This is a genomic window from Vicinamibacteria bacterium (assembly GCA_035570235.1).
Taxonomy (GTDB): domain Bacteria; phylum Acidobacteriota; class Vicinamibacteria; order Fen-336; family Fen-336; genus DATMML01.
The window spans coordinates 13,620-29,626 of record DATMML010000030.1 but is presented as its reverse complement, the minus strand read 5'-3'; the positions used below and the strand labels follow the sequence as shown (position 1 = coordinate 29,626).

13 protein-coding genes are annotated in these 16,007 nt (G+C 68.3%); 6 read left to right on the top strand and 7 right to left on the bottom strand.

From position 1 onward, the window contains the following. Nucleotides 1-14: 14 nt before the first annotated feature. Genes lgt through ileS form a run of 3 tightly spaced genes read right to left on the bottom strand, consistent with a single transcriptional unit; the run spans nucleotide 15 to nucleotide 4,243 of the window. Entirely contained in the window at nucleotides 15-836 is an 822-nt protein-coding gene (lgt, locus tag VN461_04635) for a prolipoprotein diacylglyceryl transferase (GenBank protein HXB54046.1), read from the bottom strand. Then, a complete protein-coding gene (lspA, locus tag VN461_04630; GenBank protein HXB54045.1) occupies nucleotides 837-1,367 on the bottom strand; it encodes a signal peptidase II in 531 nt (176 codons plus the stop codon). Beyond that, nucleotides 1,364-4,243, bottom strand: coding sequence for an isoleucine--tRNA ligase (gene ileS, locus VN461_04625; protein ID HXB54044.1), 2,880 nt, complete (start codon nucleotides 4,241-4,243; stop codon nucleotides 1,364-1,366). The genes lspA and ileS overlap by 4 nt, the downstream gene beginning before the upstream one ends. 150 nt (nucleotides 4,244-4,393) lie before the next feature. Between ileS and VN461_04620 the strand changes: the two genes are divergently transcribed. Next, entirely contained in the window at nucleotides 4,394-4,603 is a 210-nt protein-coding gene (locus VN461_04620; GenBank protein ID HXB54043.1) for a hypothetical protein, read from the top strand. Nucleotides 4,604-4,625: 22 nt separating this feature from the next. Here VN461_04620 and VN461_04615 read toward each other — a convergent pair whose 3' ends face one another. Beyond that, nucleotides 4,626-5,507 (bottom strand): hypothetical protein, encoded by an 882-nt coding sequence (locus VN461_04615; GenBank protein ID HXB54042.1) that lies wholly within the window; start codon nucleotides 5,505-5,507, stop codon nucleotides 4,626-4,628. Here VN461_04615 and VN461_04610 point away from each other — a divergent pair. Genes VN461_04610 through VN461_04595 form a run of 4 tightly spaced genes read left to right on the top strand, consistent with a single transcriptional unit; the run spans nucleotide 5,493 to nucleotide 9,632 of the window. Beyond that, complete coding sequence (locus VN461_04610; protein ID HXB54041.1) at nucleotides 5,493-6,500, top strand: class I SAM-dependent methyltransferase; 1,008 nt, start codon at nucleotides 5,493-5,495, stop codon at nucleotides 6,498-6,500. The two genes, VN461_04615 and VN461_04610, sit on opposite strands and share 15 nt — an antisense overlap. Further along, the gene (locus tag VN461_04605) at nucleotides 6,493-7,026 is read left to right on the top strand and encodes a hypothetical protein (protein ID HXB54040.1); all 534 of its coding nucleotides are present in this window, start codon (nucleotides 6,493-6,495) and stop codon (nucleotides 7,024-7,026) included. Before VN461_04610 ends, VN461_04605 begins: the two co-directional genes overlap by 8 nt. Continuing rightward, on the top strand, nucleotides 7,023-8,414 hold the full coding sequence (locus tag VN461_04600; GenBank protein ID HXB54039.1) for a cobalamin-dependent protein: 1,392 nt from the start codon (nucleotides 7,023-7,025) through the stop codon (nucleotides 8,412-8,414). The genes VN461_04605 and VN461_04600 overlap by 4 nt, the downstream gene beginning before the upstream one ends. A 9-nt stretch (nucleotides 8,415-8,423) precedes the next feature. Continuing rightward, nucleotides 8,424-9,632, top strand: coding sequence for an amidohydrolase family protein (locus tag VN461_04595; protein ID HXB54038.1), 1,209 nt, complete (start codon nucleotides 8,424-8,426; stop codon nucleotides 9,630-9,632). A gap of 159 nt (nucleotides 9,633-9,791) precedes the next feature. Here VN461_04595 and VN461_04590 read toward each other — a convergent pair whose 3' ends face one another. Both VN461_04590 and VN461_04585 read right to left on the bottom strand, forming a co-directional pair. Then, nucleotides 9,792-10,673, bottom strand: coding sequence for a matrixin family metalloprotease (locus tag VN461_04590; protein HXB54037.1), 882 nt, complete (start codon nucleotides 10,671-10,673; stop codon nucleotides 9,792-9,794). Between the two features lie 127 nt (nucleotides 10,674-10,800). Further along, entirely contained in the window at nucleotides 10,801-13,488 is a 2,688-nt protein-coding gene (locus VN461_04585) for a glycosyl hydrolase (GenBank protein HXB54036.1), read from the bottom strand. A gap of 95 nt (nucleotides 13,489-13,583) precedes the next feature. On the opposite strand from VN461_04585, the gene VN461_04580 reads away from it, so the two are divergent. Further along, nucleotides 13,584-14,123 (top strand): GAF domain-containing protein, encoded by a 540-nt coding sequence (locus VN461_04580; GenBank protein ID HXB54035.1) that lies wholly within the window; start codon nucleotides 13,584-13,586, stop codon nucleotides 14,121-14,123. 3 nt (nucleotides 14,124-14,126) lie between these two features. Here VN461_04580 and VN461_04575 read toward each other — a convergent pair whose 3' ends face one another. Then, entirely contained in the window at nucleotides 14,127-15,977 is a 1,851-nt protein-coding gene (locus VN461_04575; GenBank protein ID HXB54034.1) for a serine/threonine-protein kinase, read from the bottom strand. Nucleotides 15,978-16,007: the final 30 nt, after the last annotated feature.

Below are 16,007 nucleotides of genomic sequence, written 5' to 3'. Positions count from 1 at the left end.
TGCCGCGTGGCGTTTCAGGCGGGGGCCGGGTTGACCCGCTGCGTCTTGGCCAGGTACGGCAGGATGATGACGGCCCCCGCAACCAGCAGGATGGCGATGAGCTGGGAAGTGGAGAGAGCGCCCCCGAACACGGAGCCCCGGTCCGGGTCGCCCCGGAAAAACTCGATCACGAAACGCAGCACCGAATAGGCAAACGCATAGGCGAGGACGACCTGGCCATGGAACCGCTTGCGGGGCGCGAGCCAAAGCAGGCCCAGGAAGATAAGGAAGGCACCCAGCGACTCGTAGATCTGGGTGGGATGGAGGGGGGTTTCGAGCGGCGTGCCTACGGCGTGGCTCGCGTAGAAGTCCCGAAAGGTCACCGCCCAGGGCACCTGCGCGGGCTTGCCCCAGCAGCAACCGGCGGCGAAACAGCCCAGGCGGCCGATGGCCTGGCCGATGATGACCCCCGGGGCCAGCACGTCCGCGGTCTGCCATCCGGGGAGGGCGTAGCGCCGGGCGCAGAACCACGCCGCGGCGATCCCGCCCATGAGCCCACCATAAAATACCCCGCCGCTCTGGAGGATGGACAGGATTTCGCGGGGGTTCCTGAAGTAGAAGCGCCCCTCCACGGCCACCAGGAGCACCTTGGCCCCCAAGAGCCCAGCGATCAGGACCCAGACCGCCAGGTCGGTGACGCGGCCGGGGTCGAGCCCGGCCTTCTTGGCCTGCCGGCTGACGACCCACAAGCCGGCCAGGAAGGCCACCGCGAGCAGCACACCGTAGGTGTGGAGGGTGGGCCCGAAGGACCGGCCGAACACATGGAACGCGGGCAGGGTGAAGAGGCGAGGGTACATCTAGTCGGTCCTCCCGGCCGGCGACGCGGCCTCCGCCATCCCCGCCTTCCGCCCGGGGTTGGGCTGCGGGGTGCGCAGGATGTCCAGGATGAGGAGCGCCACCCCCACCGTGATCGCGGAGTCGGCGAGATTGAAGTCCGGCCATTGGTGCTGTTTGACGTACACGTGGACGAAATCCACCACGTAGCCGAGACGCATGCGGTCCAGCAGGTTCCCCACCGCCCCGCCCAGGATCAGGGCCAGGGCGAACTGGGGGAGACGGGCCGCCACCGGGAGCCGGAAGGCGTAGACGGCGATGGCGCCCAGGGCGAACAGGCTCAAGACGGAGAACAGCATGGCCTGGTGGGGAAGGTCGGCGTCGGAGAGGATCCCAAAGGCCGCCCCCCGGTTGTGGACGTGGCTCAAGCTGAGCAAGCCGTCGATGAGCGAGCGGTACTCGTGCAGTTCCATCGAGCTCACGATCAACCACTTCGTGAGCTGATCCAGGGCCACGATCGCGATGACCAGGCCGACGTAGTAGAGGCGCTTCATCGTCTTTCCAGCACCGCCGCGCAGCGCTCGCAGACCGCGGGGTGGACGGGGAGCCGCCCCACGTTCTCGGAGTAGGTCCAGCAGCGCTCGCACTTGCGGCCGGGGGCGGGACCCACCCGGGCCGCGAGCGGCCCCTCCGCCTCCAGGTCGACCTTGCTCACGATGAAGAGATTGGCCAGGTTGCCTGGGAAGACAGTGCTCTGACTCTCGTACTTGCGGAGGGCGTCCAACTGCTTGGCGGGCGCGGTGATGTGTACGCGAGCTTCCAAGCTCGAGCCGATGGTCCGCGCCGCGCGAGCTTCCTCTAGCTTCTTCAAGACCTCCTCTCGCAACGGGAAAAGGTCCTGTGACCATCGAAGTATCAAATCGCTCGCCTGCATTCGGACGACTTCGCCTGTTTTCGTGGGCGTTCCTGGAACTAGAGGAGTCTTTGCCGGAAAGAGGGTTGTATGCACTGAATCAGCGCCATGGCCAGAGACATGCGACCACACCTCATCCGCCGTGAACGGCAGCACTGGTGCTAACAGGCGAGTCAACTCATCCAGGATCCGATGCAGTACGGTCTGCGCTGAGCGCCGGCGTCGATCATTCGGAGCGTCACAGTAAAGGCGATCCTTGAGGATGTCGAAGTAGATCGACGAGATCTCTGCACAGTAGCCGACGAGCTCGTGGTAGACGATGTGGAAGCTGTATGAGTCGTAGGCGGCGCGCACTCGATCAACGAACTGCCAATGGTAAGCCAGAGCGTAGCCATCGAGATCGTCCAACTCCGCGTCCAGGACCGCGTCTGTAGCGGGGTCGAAGTCATAGAGATTCGAGATCAAGTAGCGGCAGGTGTTGCGGATCTTGCGGTAGGCCTCGGACACGCGCTTCAGCATGTCGTCGGAGAAGCGCATGTCCTCCCGGTAGTCGACCATGATCGTCCACAGCCGCAGGATCTCCGCGCCATGGGAGGCGATGAGCTTCTGGCTGTCCACGTCGTTGCCGAGGCTCTTGGAGATCTTCTTGCCCTCCGCGTCCACGGTGAAGCCATGGGTGATGACCTGCCGGTAGGGGGGGGCCCCCCGCGTACCCACCCCGATGAGCAGCGAGGAATGGAACCATCCCCGGTGCTGGTCGCTCCCCTCCAGGTAGACGTCGGCCGGCCAGGGCAGGTCCGCCCGATGGCCCAGGACCGCGGCCTGGGAGGAGCCGGAGTCGAACCACACGTCGAGGATGTCCCGCTCTTTGTCGAAGGCCTCGCCCTGGCACCGCGGGCAGTGGAAGCCGGGCGGGAGCAGATCCTTGGCCTCCCGCTCGTACCAGGCGTCGGCGCTTTCCTTCTCAAAGAGGTCGGCCACGCGTTCCAGGAGGTCCTTGCGCAGCACGGCCTCCCCGCAGCTCTTGCAGTAGAAGGCGGGGATGGGGACGCCCCACAGCCGCTGCCTTGAGATGCACCAATCGGGGCGGGTGGCGATCATGTTGCGGATGCGTTCCTTGCCCCAGGAGGGAAACCATTTGACGTCCTCGATCGCGGCCAGGGCCTTCTCGCGGAGCTTCCCCTCCCCATCGAGGGCGATGAACCACTGCTCAGTGGCCCGGAAGATGATGGGATGCTTGCAGCGCCAGCAGATGGGGTAGGAGTGGGTCTCTTGGCCAGCCCAGACCAGGGCCCCCCGCCCGCGGAGGAAGTCGATGATCTTCGGGTTGGCCTCGAAGACCTTCTGCCCGGCAAAATGCTCGACTTCGTGCAGGAAGCGGCCCGCCTCGTCGACCGGGCAGTAGATGTCCAGACCGTAGCGGACGCCGGTCAGGTAGTCGTCCCAGCCGTGTCCGGGGGCGGTGTGGACGACGCCTGTCCCCGTGTCCAGGGCCACGTAGTCGGCGAGGACGCCCGGCGCGTCGCGGTCGAGCCAGGGATGACGAAAGCGCACGTGCTCGAGGGCGGCGCCCTTGGTCTCTGCGAGGGGCGTGCCCAGGCGCTTCTCCCCGCCCCAATACCGCGCCTGCGCGGCCTGGCTCACGGCCTTGGCGAGGAGAAGCACGTCGCTCGTGCCCACCACGGGATAAAACGCGTAATCGGCCTCGGGGTGGAAGGCGAGGGCCAGGTTGGCGGGCAGCGTCCAGGGCGTGGTCGTCCAGATCACCGCGAAAACGTTCTTGTCCTTGAGACCCGGGTGCCGGGCGGAGAGCCTCTCCCGCTCGCTATCCGCAAGGGCAAAGCGCACGTCGATGGAGGGGCTGACGTGGTGCTCGTCGTACTCCACTTCCGCTTCCGCCAGGGCCGTCCGGCAGGAGATGCACCAGTGAACGGATTTCTTGGCTTTGTAGACCTCTCCCTTGGCCGCGAAGTCGGCGAGCTGCCGCACGATGGTGGCCTGGTAGCTGGGGGCCATGGTGAGGTAGGGCTGGTTCCACTCGCCGAGGATGCCCAGGCGCTCGAACTCCTGGCGCTGGATGGCCACGAACTTCTCGGCGTAGGCCCGGCATTGCCGGCGGAACGCGACCGGGCTCATCTCCTTCTTGCGCGGTCCGAGGTCCTTGTCGACCTGTAGCTCGATGGGAAGGCCGTGGCAGTCCCACCCCGGCAGATAAGGGGCGTCGCGCCCGGCCATGCTCTGGCTACGCACCACCAGGTCCTTGAGGACTTTGTTGACCACCGTGCCCAGATGGATGTGGCCGTTGGCGTAGGGCGGGCCGTCGTGGAGGACGAAGATGGGCAGGCCCCGACGTGCGGCCCGGACGCGGCGGTAAAGGTCCTCCCCTTGCCAGATGGCCAGCCGCTCAGGCTCCGCATGAGGCAGGTTGGCCTTCATTGGGAAGTCGGTCTTGGGCAGGTTGAGGGTGGACTTGAGATCCTGGGCGGTGGTCATCGCGGAGTTCTTGGCGGTCCTCACCGCCACCATACATTCAATAAGTACGGTATCACGGGCCTCGAAAACCCGTCAAATGAAGGGTCTAGCCGTGTTTTTGGGCGCCGCCGGGGCCCGGCATCGGGTAGAATCGGGTTGCGCGCGCCCTCTTTTCTCGGCAAGGAGCCATTAGTGATGCGATCCCGTTGGCGGTTGTGCCTGGCCGTGCTCCTGGCCTTGCCCCTCTGCGGATGCTCGAGCGGTGGCCAATGCGACACTTGCACGGTAGACGCCGACTGCAAGGGGGGCCTTCTCTGCGTTAATTTCCAGGACCCCGCCACGGGGAACGTGGTCGGCAAACGTTGCGGGTCCGGGGTGGGGACGACCACCTGCCGGGTCCACTAGAATACTCAAGAACAAGCGGCGGTCAGTCCTGCTCGGCTGGCGCCACCCGAACGGCGGCGGGTACGCTGGGCAGTCGGGGGCTCCCCCAGACGGTGGATATGAGCCATGCCCCCAGGAGGCCTGTCAGGAGGGTGTAGAGGGGCCAGACCAGGAGCTGGGGGATCAGGACGACATTCATGATCTGGGCGAGGCTGCCCGGCTCGAAGCTGTAGAGGCGCTGCGTGAAAGGGTTCCGAACGATGGTCAGGGGGGAGATGTCGTAGTGGGATCCCAGTCGACGCGTCGTGGCTACCACCATGAGCGCGGCGAGGGCCCCGCGCACCGAGACGGCGTAGACGAGGAGGCCCCCCAGGAGGGAGCGAAAGCCCTTCGCTTCCGAGCGGAGGCAGACCGCGAAATAAGCGCCCACCACGGGGGCCAGCCCCGTGACCCCTACCGCTTGGGTTAAGGGCCAGGGGGCGGCGGTTTTCTCGAGCAGGAAGCGCAGGACGACAATCCCCACGCTCAGCCCCACGGCGGTGGCCAGCCAGTGGCGGCTGAGCCCCCGGGCCAGCTCGTCCCCCACCCCCAGGCCGGCCACCCCCAGCAACAGGCAGACAGCGGTGAGCACGTAGTAAGGCAGGCTCGCGGAGGCCGAGGCCCGCTCCGTGACGTAGGGCGCTCCGACCAGGAAGACCGCCATCGTCGGGGACTCCCGGAAGCCTTCGGTGTTCATGGCCAAAATGAGGCAGAGAAGGCCGGCCGCGCTCGAGAGAACGGCTAGTTTCCGGCGCCAAGCCCCGGACAGTCGTGGCCACCAAAGGAGGGTCGAGCCCAAGGCCCACGTGCCCAGCAAGCTGAGAAGGCGGCTCTGCATGGTCGGACCGTAAAGAATACCATGGGAGGTCTGGTGCCGAAGAGCCATGCATTGACGCTTTTCGGGGCCGCCGATACACTCACCCCCGCCCCCTTGCGGATACGAGATCAAGTTCGGGCGTCGGAACCTCGGGAGGCCGAGTCCTGGGTGGGCTGGTGCTGCTCTTATTGCGCCGCTCCCCTCGAAATCCGGACCCACGGCCTCTTTTGCGCGGCCGAGGGCCGCTGGTTTGCGACCCATCGGGGGGTGCATCGACTGCTCCCCGAGGAGCGGCGGCGAGACATCCTCCCCTTCTTGGAGCTGTACCAGCGTGTTCGGCGCGATGAGGGTTGGCGGGCGGAGCCGGGCCTGCCCGATGTGGCGGCCTCCCATCCCCAAGCGACGATCTGGCGGTCGTGCGGCCGAAGGTTCCGGGAGGCCCTTCCCCTCCTGGCCGCCGCCTTGGGCCGAGGGCCCTGGCGCGTGCTCGAGGTGGGGGCGGGGTGCTGTTGGGCAAGCGTGCGACTGGTCGAGCTGGGTCATCGGGTGGCAGCGGTGGACGTGAACCTGGACGCGGAGGACGGCTTGTTGGGTGCGAACCTCCTGATCGAGATGGGCCGGCTGCCCCGGGCGGAAGCGGAGATGGATGCGCTGCCCCTGGAGCCGGGCCGATTCGACCTCGTACTGGCGGTGGGCTCCCTGCACTACCAGGGTCAGCTCACCCGCACGCTGGTGGAGCTGCGACGCGTCACCCAGCGCAACGGTGTGCTCCTGGTCCTGGACTCCCCCGTCTACCGCCGACGGAGCGATGGGGAGGCCCAGGTGGCGCGGCGCATGAAGCTGCAGGGCCGGCGGTACGGCATAGCCGTTCCGCGGGAGAGCCAGCCCGGATACCTGGTCCGGGGAGAGCTCGTGAGCCTCTTCGCGGGGGCGGGCTGGACCCTCGAGGTCCACGGCTGGCCGACCCCGCCCCGGGAGTGGGCAGGCGACGCCCTCAGCCTCCTGCGCGGGGGCCGTAGAGCGCCCCGTTTCCCGATCCTGCTCGCGAGACGGGATGGCTAGCCTCCCGCTGTTTCGCTACGCCTTCCAGGAACGATTGCGGGCAGTCTTCGCTCCTCCCGCCCGGGTGCTCGAGGTGGGGACGCACGCGGGCGAGGACGCGCTTTTGCTGCGCGGGACGGGGGTCGGGGTGGAGGTGTGGGCGCCGGAGTACCTGGGGGGTCTGGCCCCCGTCTTCGACGGTGCCTACTGCGCCGTGGGTGCGCTCGAGGGTGCGGATATCGGCCGGGCGGGATGTGACTTGGCCGCGGCCCTCCGCCCGGGCGCCCGCGTCTTACTCGGCCTTGCGAACCCGCGGTCGTCTCCCCCCGCCCGCCTGTCGCTGCGCCAGGTGCGGGAGCGGCTCGGCCCCGCCTTCCGTTGGCGAGGCTCGTTCGGCTGGGGGCTTCTCCTCCCCCGGGACGCGGCCTGGATCTCCAAACACCCTCAAGCCTTCGGTCTCCTAGCCGCCTTGGAGCGGATCTTGCGGCGCTGGCCCGGTCTCCGCGGGCGGGGAGAGATCGTGGTGCTGGAGGGGACGCGAAGTTGAAGCCGATCGTCCTCTATCACCCGGGGGGCGACCATCCCACTCTTCCCCTGGGCCTCGTCCACCTGGGATCCCTCTTCCGCGACCGACGGGTCACGATCGTGGATGGGCGGGTGGAGTTGGCCCCGGAGGCGCAGGTGGTGGCCCTGTGCCGCGAGGCCGTGTGCCTGGGGGTCACGGTCAGGACGGGCGCGCCCATTCAGGATGCCCTTCGCATCTGCCACGCCGCCCGGGCCGCGAGCCCGGGTCTCCCCGTGATCTGGGGCGGCTGGCACCCATCGTTGCTCCCCGGGCAGTGTCTGTCCTCGGCAGCGGTTGACGCCTGCGTGGTCGGCCAAGGGGAGGGCGCGTTCGCGGCCGCGGTGCACGTTCTGGAGGAAAGGGGGTCGCTGCACGAGGTATCGGGGCTGGTCTGGCGGAGCGGCGACGGGGACGTGGTTCGAAACCCTCCCGGCTTCTTCGCCGACGTGAACGGGCTCCCGCGCGCCAATTTTGGGCTCCTGGACCTGGAGCGCTATTTCCAGGCGCGGGGCTCGAGGCGGCTCGACTACTGCACCAGCCAGACGGACGCGTTTCCGGGTGCGGGAAGAGAACCCGCGTGGAGCGGCCTCTGCGCGGAGCGCGTGGTGGAGGAGGTCCGGGACCTGGCCCGCGGCCACAAGCTGTCCGAGGTGTGCTTCCGCGACGAAGACTTCTTCCACGACGCGCGGCGGCTGGAGGCCATCGCCCAGAGTCTCCTGGAGGGGAAGGGACGGGTCTCCTGGTCGGGGGCGGGTCGCATCGACTCCCTGCGCCGCCTGAGCGACGACCAACTGGGGCTGCTAAAAGCAAGCGGCTGCCGGCGCGTCGGCGTAGGGGTGGAAGCGGGACGGCCAGGAACCGCCGAGAAGGGGCGGGGGGAGGTCCTCGAGCTCGCGGAGAGGCTCCGCGGGGCCGGCCTCGGGATGCGGGTCTCGTTCCTGGCCGGCAACCCCGGGGAGCCCCGGGAGCGCCTGCGGGAGGTGTACCGGACGGCGAAAGCCATTCGCGAGATCGACGGTTCTTTCGAGACGCCCCTCTACCTCTACGCTCCCTATCCCGGGCCTCCGGAGCCCGGGCCGGAGGCTTCTCCGGCCGCTTCGACCCTCGAGGAGTGGTCGCAGATCGATCTTGATTCCGCGCCCGGGCCGCCCAAGCTGTTGAGCAAACGGGTCTCTCGGTACAACTTCTATCTGGACCAGGCCTACCGCCCGCCCGGCCGGCGTTGGGGGAAGAGGCTGGTCCACGCCCTCGCCCGGGCCCGGGTCCGGCTCGGTTTCTTCGGCCTCGATCTCGAGCGTCGCGCCGTGCTCTGGGTGGCCGAGGCACGCACGGGCCGCGATCGGCCGCGCCGGCCCGCGGCCGAGGACTGACGCAGGACCGTGCCCACGAAGGCTGTCCTCACCCTCCGCAACGCGCGGACCTGGGAGCACGGCCTCCTCTCCCGGCGTGACCTGGCTCTGGCCGAAGGGAGGGTGACGGCAGTGGGAGCCCCCGGTGCTCTCGGACGCGGCGACCGCGACGTGGACCTGGAGGAGCGCGTCCTCCTTCCCGGCCTCGTGAACGGCCACGACCACCTTGACCTCTCCACCTTCCCGCCCCTCGGCCGACCGCCCTATGCCAGCGCCCACGAGTGGGCGGCGGAGCTGGTCGGTGAACCCGCCGCCGCTCTGGCTCTGGGCGTGCCGCTCGCGGAGCGGCTCTTCCTGGGCGGGGTCCGGAACCTGTTGAGCGGGGCCACGGCGGTCGCGCACCACGGCCCCTTCCACCGCTCCCTGGCCCGGCCTGGCTTCCCCGTTCGGGTGCTCGCCCGCTATGGGTTCGCGCACTCCCCGCGGCTCACTCTCCGCCTCCGCAAGACGTATCGCACCACCGATCGGCGCATCCCCTGGTTCGTGCACGTGGCCGAAGGCACGGACGAGCAAAGCCGCGGGGAGCTCGCCGCCCTCGTCGAAGCCAACGTGCTCCGGGCGAACACGGTCATCATTCACGGCATCGGCCTCGGCGCCGAGGATGCGGCGCGGATGGCCACGGCCCAGGCCTGCTTGGTGTGGTGCCCGGAGGCCAACCGCCGGCTCTACGGAGCCACGGCGTCGCTCTCCGTCTTCCGTTCCGCTGGTGTCCGCGTGGGCTTGGGCAGCGACAGCCCGCTGACCGGCGCCCGGGACGCTCTCTCTAACCTGGCCGCTGCCCGCCGGGAGAGCCTGCAGGAGGTCGAGCTCCTCGCCCTGGCCACGCAAGAGACGGCCGAGGTCGCGCGGCTGCCGGTCGGGGGCTTCCAGGCGGGCGCCCCCGCCGACTTCGTGGCGGTTGACGCCTGGGACGGGCTGCTGGAGGGAGACCGAAGCGCTCTCGCCCTGGTGCTGGTCGCGGGGCGGCCCCTCTACGGAGCGCCGTCCCTAATGGATGCGGCCGCGCCCGGGGGTCTCGGAATGGTCGTGGAGGGTCAGGGAAGACGGATCGACAAGGACGTCGGACGGAAGCTGCAGAGGCTGCGGAGCGCACACCCGGGTCTGGCGGCACCTTGGCTTCTTGGGATCTCCTTCCGGCCCGACCCCGCGGGCAAGCCACCCGACGAAGCGACGGCGTGAGACGTCCTCGACGCTGACGGTACGGCCGGCAGGGCGAAAGATGACGCTCCTCAGCCGCGGGTGGCTTCCGCGGGGAAGCCGAACCAGCGTCGGTTGGGGCCCCGCCTCGAGGCCGCCGCTGGAGCGCTCGCCCCGTCGGGCCCGCGAAAGCGCACGACCTCAATCAACGACGATGATCGTGCGCGTGCGAGTATCGGCTGGGCCCAGGCTCGGATCTCGATCCGGGAAGGCATTCCCCGGCTGGCGGTGCGCGTACATCATGTGGAGCACGACGGTCTCCCGATCAGAGAAACGGCGCTCGCTCCACCACCGCTGCCCCTTGCGGGTGGCCGGTGCCATCACGCAACTCGGGTCGTTGACGTGGCCCAGGCCGAGGACGTGTCCCAGTTCATGGAACGCCGTGTTGTTGTAGCAGTCGTAAATGCGGGCGCAGCCACCATTCAGATGCTCTCTGGCTCTGAAGACCACGCGGGCGGCGACGATCTCCGAGCCGCGAAGGCTGAAGCTGGTGAAGGCAAGCGCGTCGACCTGCTGGAAGAACGGGTCGTCCGGATTCACGGTGTAGCTCACCGGACCCGAGGTCCCAACCGTCACCGGTAGGCCAGTGACGCGGATGGCTTCGGCCGCCACCTCGGAGAGGGTGGCGCGTTCCTGGCTGTCCGCCAGCACGTCGGGGGGCGCGGAGAGAACGAACCCCGACTTCCAGCGAAACATGCTGTGGAGGTCGGTGGTATCTGACCAGGTGTACACCAGCTGGCGTTCGAATGCCTCATCGGTCGTAGGCCAGAGGTAGAGGGGCGTGGCATCGAAGAGCGTTTCCCGCAAGAAGTAACCGGCCGCCCGAACGGTGACCGCCTGTCCCATGGTGGGATGTGGCGGTGCGACATCCGCGGTCAGCGTCGCTTCGTTCGAGCCATCGCGAACCACGGGCGCCGGAACCGGTGTCGCCGTGGCTTGGGGCACGGCGGTCGGGCCAGAGCCGCCGCCACCGCCGCACCCGGCGCCCAGAAGAACGAGGGTGATGACAGCAATAATCCTCATGGGGCCTGTCCTCCTTCACGCGAAGTCACTCGTCCGAAGGGAGTCAGACACGAGGGTTCCGCTGACGATTGGCTTCTTGTACGCCGAGACTAAGCACACCATGTCCATCCGGGAGTTGTTGGGAGCGCTACCAGCGGGTCTCTATTCCGGGCGCGAGCTCCACTTTTAGGCTCTGCTCTTGCTTGGTCTTCCCGTAGGTCAGCGTCACCGTGTATTCCCCGGGGACCACGAACCGCGGGCCCTCGCCCGCATATTCGAAGAGCAGGTCCTTGGTGGGCTTCAGGTCCCAGGAGATGCGGTTGAGACCGGGGGAACCGGGGGCGGTCAGGTTGGCGACGGGCCGTCCACCCGGGGCCTTGATCGCGAACTTCACCGGATCACCCGTGTATTCCTTCAAATAGAAGGTGATGAGGGCTCCCTCCGGGGGATTGGCGCCACGGAAGACGGCTGTGCCGCCCCAGTCCACGAAGCCGGGGAGGGGGTAGAAGCCCAAGGCGGGGCGGGGAGGGAAGAGGTGGGCCTCCTTGGCCAGAACCTCCTGGCTCAGCTCTTGGAGGGGGCGGACGTCGTCGAGAATATAGAGGCTGCGGCCGTGTGTGGCCACGACCAGATCCAGATCGCGCGGATGCACCAGGATGTCGTCCACGGCCACGGTGGGTAACCCGCCCAGGGGCGTCCAGTGGCCGCCGCGGTCAAGGCTAACGTAGAGCCCGAACTCCGTCCCCGCGTAGAGCAGGCCAGGGGTCTTCGGGTCCTCGCGGATCACCTTGAGCGGCCCGTCGGCGGGAAGGTTCGAGCCAATGGAGGCCCAGGTCTTGCCTCCGTCGGCGGTGCGGTAGCCTAGGGGCGCGTAGCTGCCGCTTGGATAGGCGGAAACCGCGAGGTAAGCGACCTTGGGATCGTGGGTGCCCGCCTCGATGCGGCCCATCCACTGTCCCCGGGCCTGGGCGGGCAGGGTGGCCGTGAGGTCCGTCCAGTTCGCCCCCCCGTCCTCCGTGATCCAGAGTTTGCCGTCGTCGGTTCCTGCCCAGAGCAGCCCCGCCTTGAGGGGCGACTCGGCCAGGGTGTAGACGACCGCGTAGTTCTCCGCCCCGCTGCCCGCGGTCACGGTCTTCTCGGGATCGTGGTGGGAGAGGTCCGGGCTGATGGCTTGCCAGTGCTCCGCCTTCTCGGTGAGCTTGAAGACCCGGTTGCCGCCCAGGTAGTTCGTCCCCTTCTCGTGGAGGCTGCCGATGAGGGGGGAGTTCCAGTGGAAGCGGAAGGCGGCTTGTCCCTCCCCCGGCTCCGGGCGCAGCTGCTTCACTTCGCCTGTGCGCAGGTTCATGCGCTGGAGGGCGCCCTGCTGCGACTCGGCATAAATGATGTCCCGGTCCTCGGGGTCGAAGACGCAGTAGAAACCGTCCCCTCCCCCCAGGTTGGTCCAGTCCTGGTTGAGGATCCCTTCCTTGCTGCGGGTCATGCTCGGGCCCACCCAGTTCAGGTTGTCCTGGAGCCCGCCGCAGATGCGGTAGGGAGTCCCGGAGTCGACGCTGATCCGGTAGAACTCGCCCGCGGCCATGGTGTTCAGGTGCGCCCACCCCTTCTCGCCTGCGCTGAAGCTCTGGTAGGCGCCCCCGTCGGTGCCCAGGAGGATGCGCTGGGAGTTGCGGGGATCGATGGCGAGGGCGTGGCAGTCAGGATGCGCCTTCCCGAAATGGTCCTCTCGGAAGGACCGCCCGCCGTCGTCCGAGACGTGGAGGGAGAAGCCCAGCACGTACACCCGCTGGTCGTTACCGGGGTCCACCCGAACTTGCGTGAAGTAGAACGGACGCGGGTCGAGGTCGTTGACCCGGGTCCAGCTCTCGCCCCCGTCCTCGGATCGGAACACTCCCCCCGCCGGGCTCCGCACGGACCGAATGCCGGCCTGTCCGGCCTCGTCGCTCTGCACGACGGCATAAACGATCTTTGGGTTTCGGGCGAAGATGGCGAGGCCGATGTTGCCGGTTTGCGTGGGCAGGCCCTTGCCCAGCTTCTTCCAGGTCGCGCCGCCATCCGTGCTCTTGAAAATCCCCCCCAGATCCTTTCCTTCCGTCGCCGCGGGCCCGGCCGTGAACGACCAGGGAGTGCGGCGGCGGGCATAGAGCGAGGCGTAGAGCGTGTTCGGATCGGAGGGGTCGAGGACCACGTCCCGGCAACCGAGCCGGTTCGCGAACGGAGCGGGCGCGGCCAAGACAGCCTTCCAGGTTCGGCCCCCGTCGGTCGTCTTGAAGAGGCCCCGCTCGGGCCCGGGGTTCCACACGTCGCCCATGGCCGCCACGTAGGCGGTGGCCGGATCCTGGGGATGGACCACCAGGCGGGCGATCGTCTTGCTCTCCTTGAGTCCCACCTGGGTCCAGGTGGAGCCTCCATCCGTGGAACGGTAGACACCGTTGCCCCAACTCGAGCTGTTGCGGTCGTTGGCCTCGCCCGTCCCCACCCAGACCACCTTGGGGTCCGAGGGGGCCACCGCCACGGCGCCGATGGAGGCCACCGCCTCTTTCTCGAAGACCGCTTGGAAGGTCCCGCCGTTGTCGGCGGTCTTCATTAGGCCCCCCGTTCCCAGACCCACGTAGAACGTGAAGGGATTCGAGGGATCGAAGCCGATGTCGGAGACCCGCCCTCCCATCACCGCGGGGCCGATGCTGCGGGCCTTCAGGGCCTTGATCGTCGCCGGGGCCACGAGAAGACCCGCGGGGGGAGTGGGTGCGGGCTGGGGTTTTGCAGGCTGCGCGGCGAGAGCGGAGGTGGCAGCGCAGAAGACGGTCGAGAAAATGATGGAGCGTGGCGTCGTTATCATTGATACCTCGCGGGGGAAGTGTGAGAACGGTGACTCTAGCACAAACGTCGCCGCGGTCCGGGCGCCCAAAGGCCGCATGCTATAATCCGCTCCCTATGAAGGACCTCCTCGACATCCTGGGGGCCATGGCCGGTCAGAAAGCAAAAGTCGACAACCCACGCGAGCTCTTCCTCGACATGTCGGAGCGGGTGGTGAAGGCGGTGAGCGCCACCTTTGGCTCCAAGGCGGACGAGGTGGCCATCCTCGTCCTCACCTCCGACAACCGCCACCTTCGCTTCGTGGCCCCCCGCAAGTTCACCGACCTCGGGACCATCCCCATCACCAAGCGGGACTCGATCGCGGTGAACGTGCTCGGAAAGAAATCAGGGGAGGCCATGAACAACGTGCCCATGGTCAAGCACGTGGCCTTCTTCGAGAGCGTGAAGCTGCGCGACCGCGTGGTGCCCATCCAGAAGATGATCACGGTGCCGATCCTTTTCCGGGGCAACGCGGTGGGGGTCGCCCAGATCAGCCGCAAGGGTGAGACGCCCGGGGAGTCGGGTCCCGACTTCACCCCCGCCGACGTGAAGCGCGCACAGGATCTCTTCGAAGCGGTTGCGCCCTACCTGGTGGACGCCCGGCCCCTCAAGTTCTAAGCGCTATTCCACGCCCGTGCGGATGTAGCCGGAGTCGTCGCCGGTGAAGGGACGACCGCCGGCCGACATCGGCATGGCCATCACCTTGAAGCCGTCCCCGGTCACGCTCAGGTTGAACCGGTAGCCCGCGCGCTGGAAGGCACCCCCCTGGTGGGGAACGTCCAGGAACAGGGTCTTGTTGGACATTTCCGCGAGCGTGGCGTAGTGGCCGTGCAGTTTGTTGAAGGCCTCCTCCGCGTTGATGATGTGACGCATGGTGGCGACGGCGGGCCGCTCGGTTTGGGCCAGGGGATGGGGGCTCAGCGCGCGCGGCCGGAGGTTTCGGCCCGAGCCATAGCTGGTTCCCCCTTGGGGATTCCGGTATTTGTTGGCCAAGTCCTCTCCGGTTCCCCGGCCGTCTGAGACCGGGGGCTCCTCGTCGAGGATGGACTTCGGGGGCGTGGGGGGGACGGGGGGTTCCGTGGCCGGCGGCCGCGGGGGCATGGTCTGCGCTAGCGTGGCGGGGGTGTCCCGGGGGGGGGTAGTCCGCGACGGGGCGGTCACGGGCGCTGCGGTAGTCGGGGGCAGCTCGGGCCCGAGCGTGGGCGGGGCCTGGGTGGGGGGCGGGGCCGTGATTTCAGGCGTGCTCCCGAGACCGCCGACGGTTTGAGTGTCCGCGGGTCGGCGCAAGAAGAAGTACCAGCCCGCTCCCGCGGCCACCCCCACGAAGAGGAGGCCGGCCAGGCCGAGGCCGACCAAGAGCGCCGCCCCGCCTCCCGACTTGCGCGCCGGGGGGTGGGCCGCCGGCGGGGGCGGCGGGGAGGGCCGGGGGGGAGAGGGTCGGGCGGCCGTCGCCGGACGCGCCGTCGGCGCCTCCATGAGCCGAGTGGGGGGGGCGGGAGGCACCACGGTGGCCGCGGAGTGGACAGTCGGGTTGGCGCGTACGGTGGGAGGCGCACCCGCCGCTCCCGCGGGCACGGTGGGGGTCTCCACCTGGCGGACGGTGGGGCTCGTCCCGGGGCGGGTGAGGGCCAAGAGGTCGTCGGCCATCTCGCGGCCGGTCTGGTAGCGCTTCTCGGACGTCTTGGCCAGGGCCTTGCTGATGATCCGCTCGAACTCCTCGGGGATCTCGGGGTCCACCTCCCTTATGGGGGGCGGCTCCTCGGTGATGATCTTGAAGATGAGGGCGGTGATGGACTCTCCGCGGAAGGCCTTGCGTCCGACCAGCATCTCGTAAAGGACGCAGCCAAGGGAGAAGAGGTCGGATCGGCCGTCGAGCGGGTTGCCGCGTGCCTGCTCCGGGCTCATGTAGGAGGGCGTACCCAGCAGGCTCCCCGTCATCGTGAGGTGTTGCTCGCCCTCGGTCAGCTTGGCGATCCCGAAGTCCGTGACCTTAACCCGGTCCCCGGGCTCGATCATGATGTTGGCGGGCTTGATGTCGCGATGGACCACCTTGTGGCTATGGGCGAAGGCGAGCGCGTCCGCGACCTGGGCCCCGATGTTGGCGGCCCTCTCCACGGGCAGCCGCCCCGCCTCCGCGATGACCTTGTCGAGGCCGACCCCGTCGATGAACTCCATGGCCAGGTATTTCATCCCCTCGGCGTCGCCGAGGTCGTGGATGGTCACGATGTTCGGGTGCTTCAGCTGGGCAGAAACCTGGGCCTCGCGCTCGAAGCGCTCGCTCATCTCCTCGAGGCTGGCCCCGGCCGCGACCAGGCTCTCCGTCTTGATGGTCTTGATGGCCAGCATCCGTCCCAGGATCTTGTCCTTGGCTTTGTAGACGGTGCCGAAGGCCCCCGCTCCCAGCTTCTGCACGATCTGGTAGCGACCGGCGATCTCGGTCGGCTCCGGCGCCCCCGCTCTGGTCTGGCTCAAGGAAACCTCGATAAAGTGAAGCGAATGCCC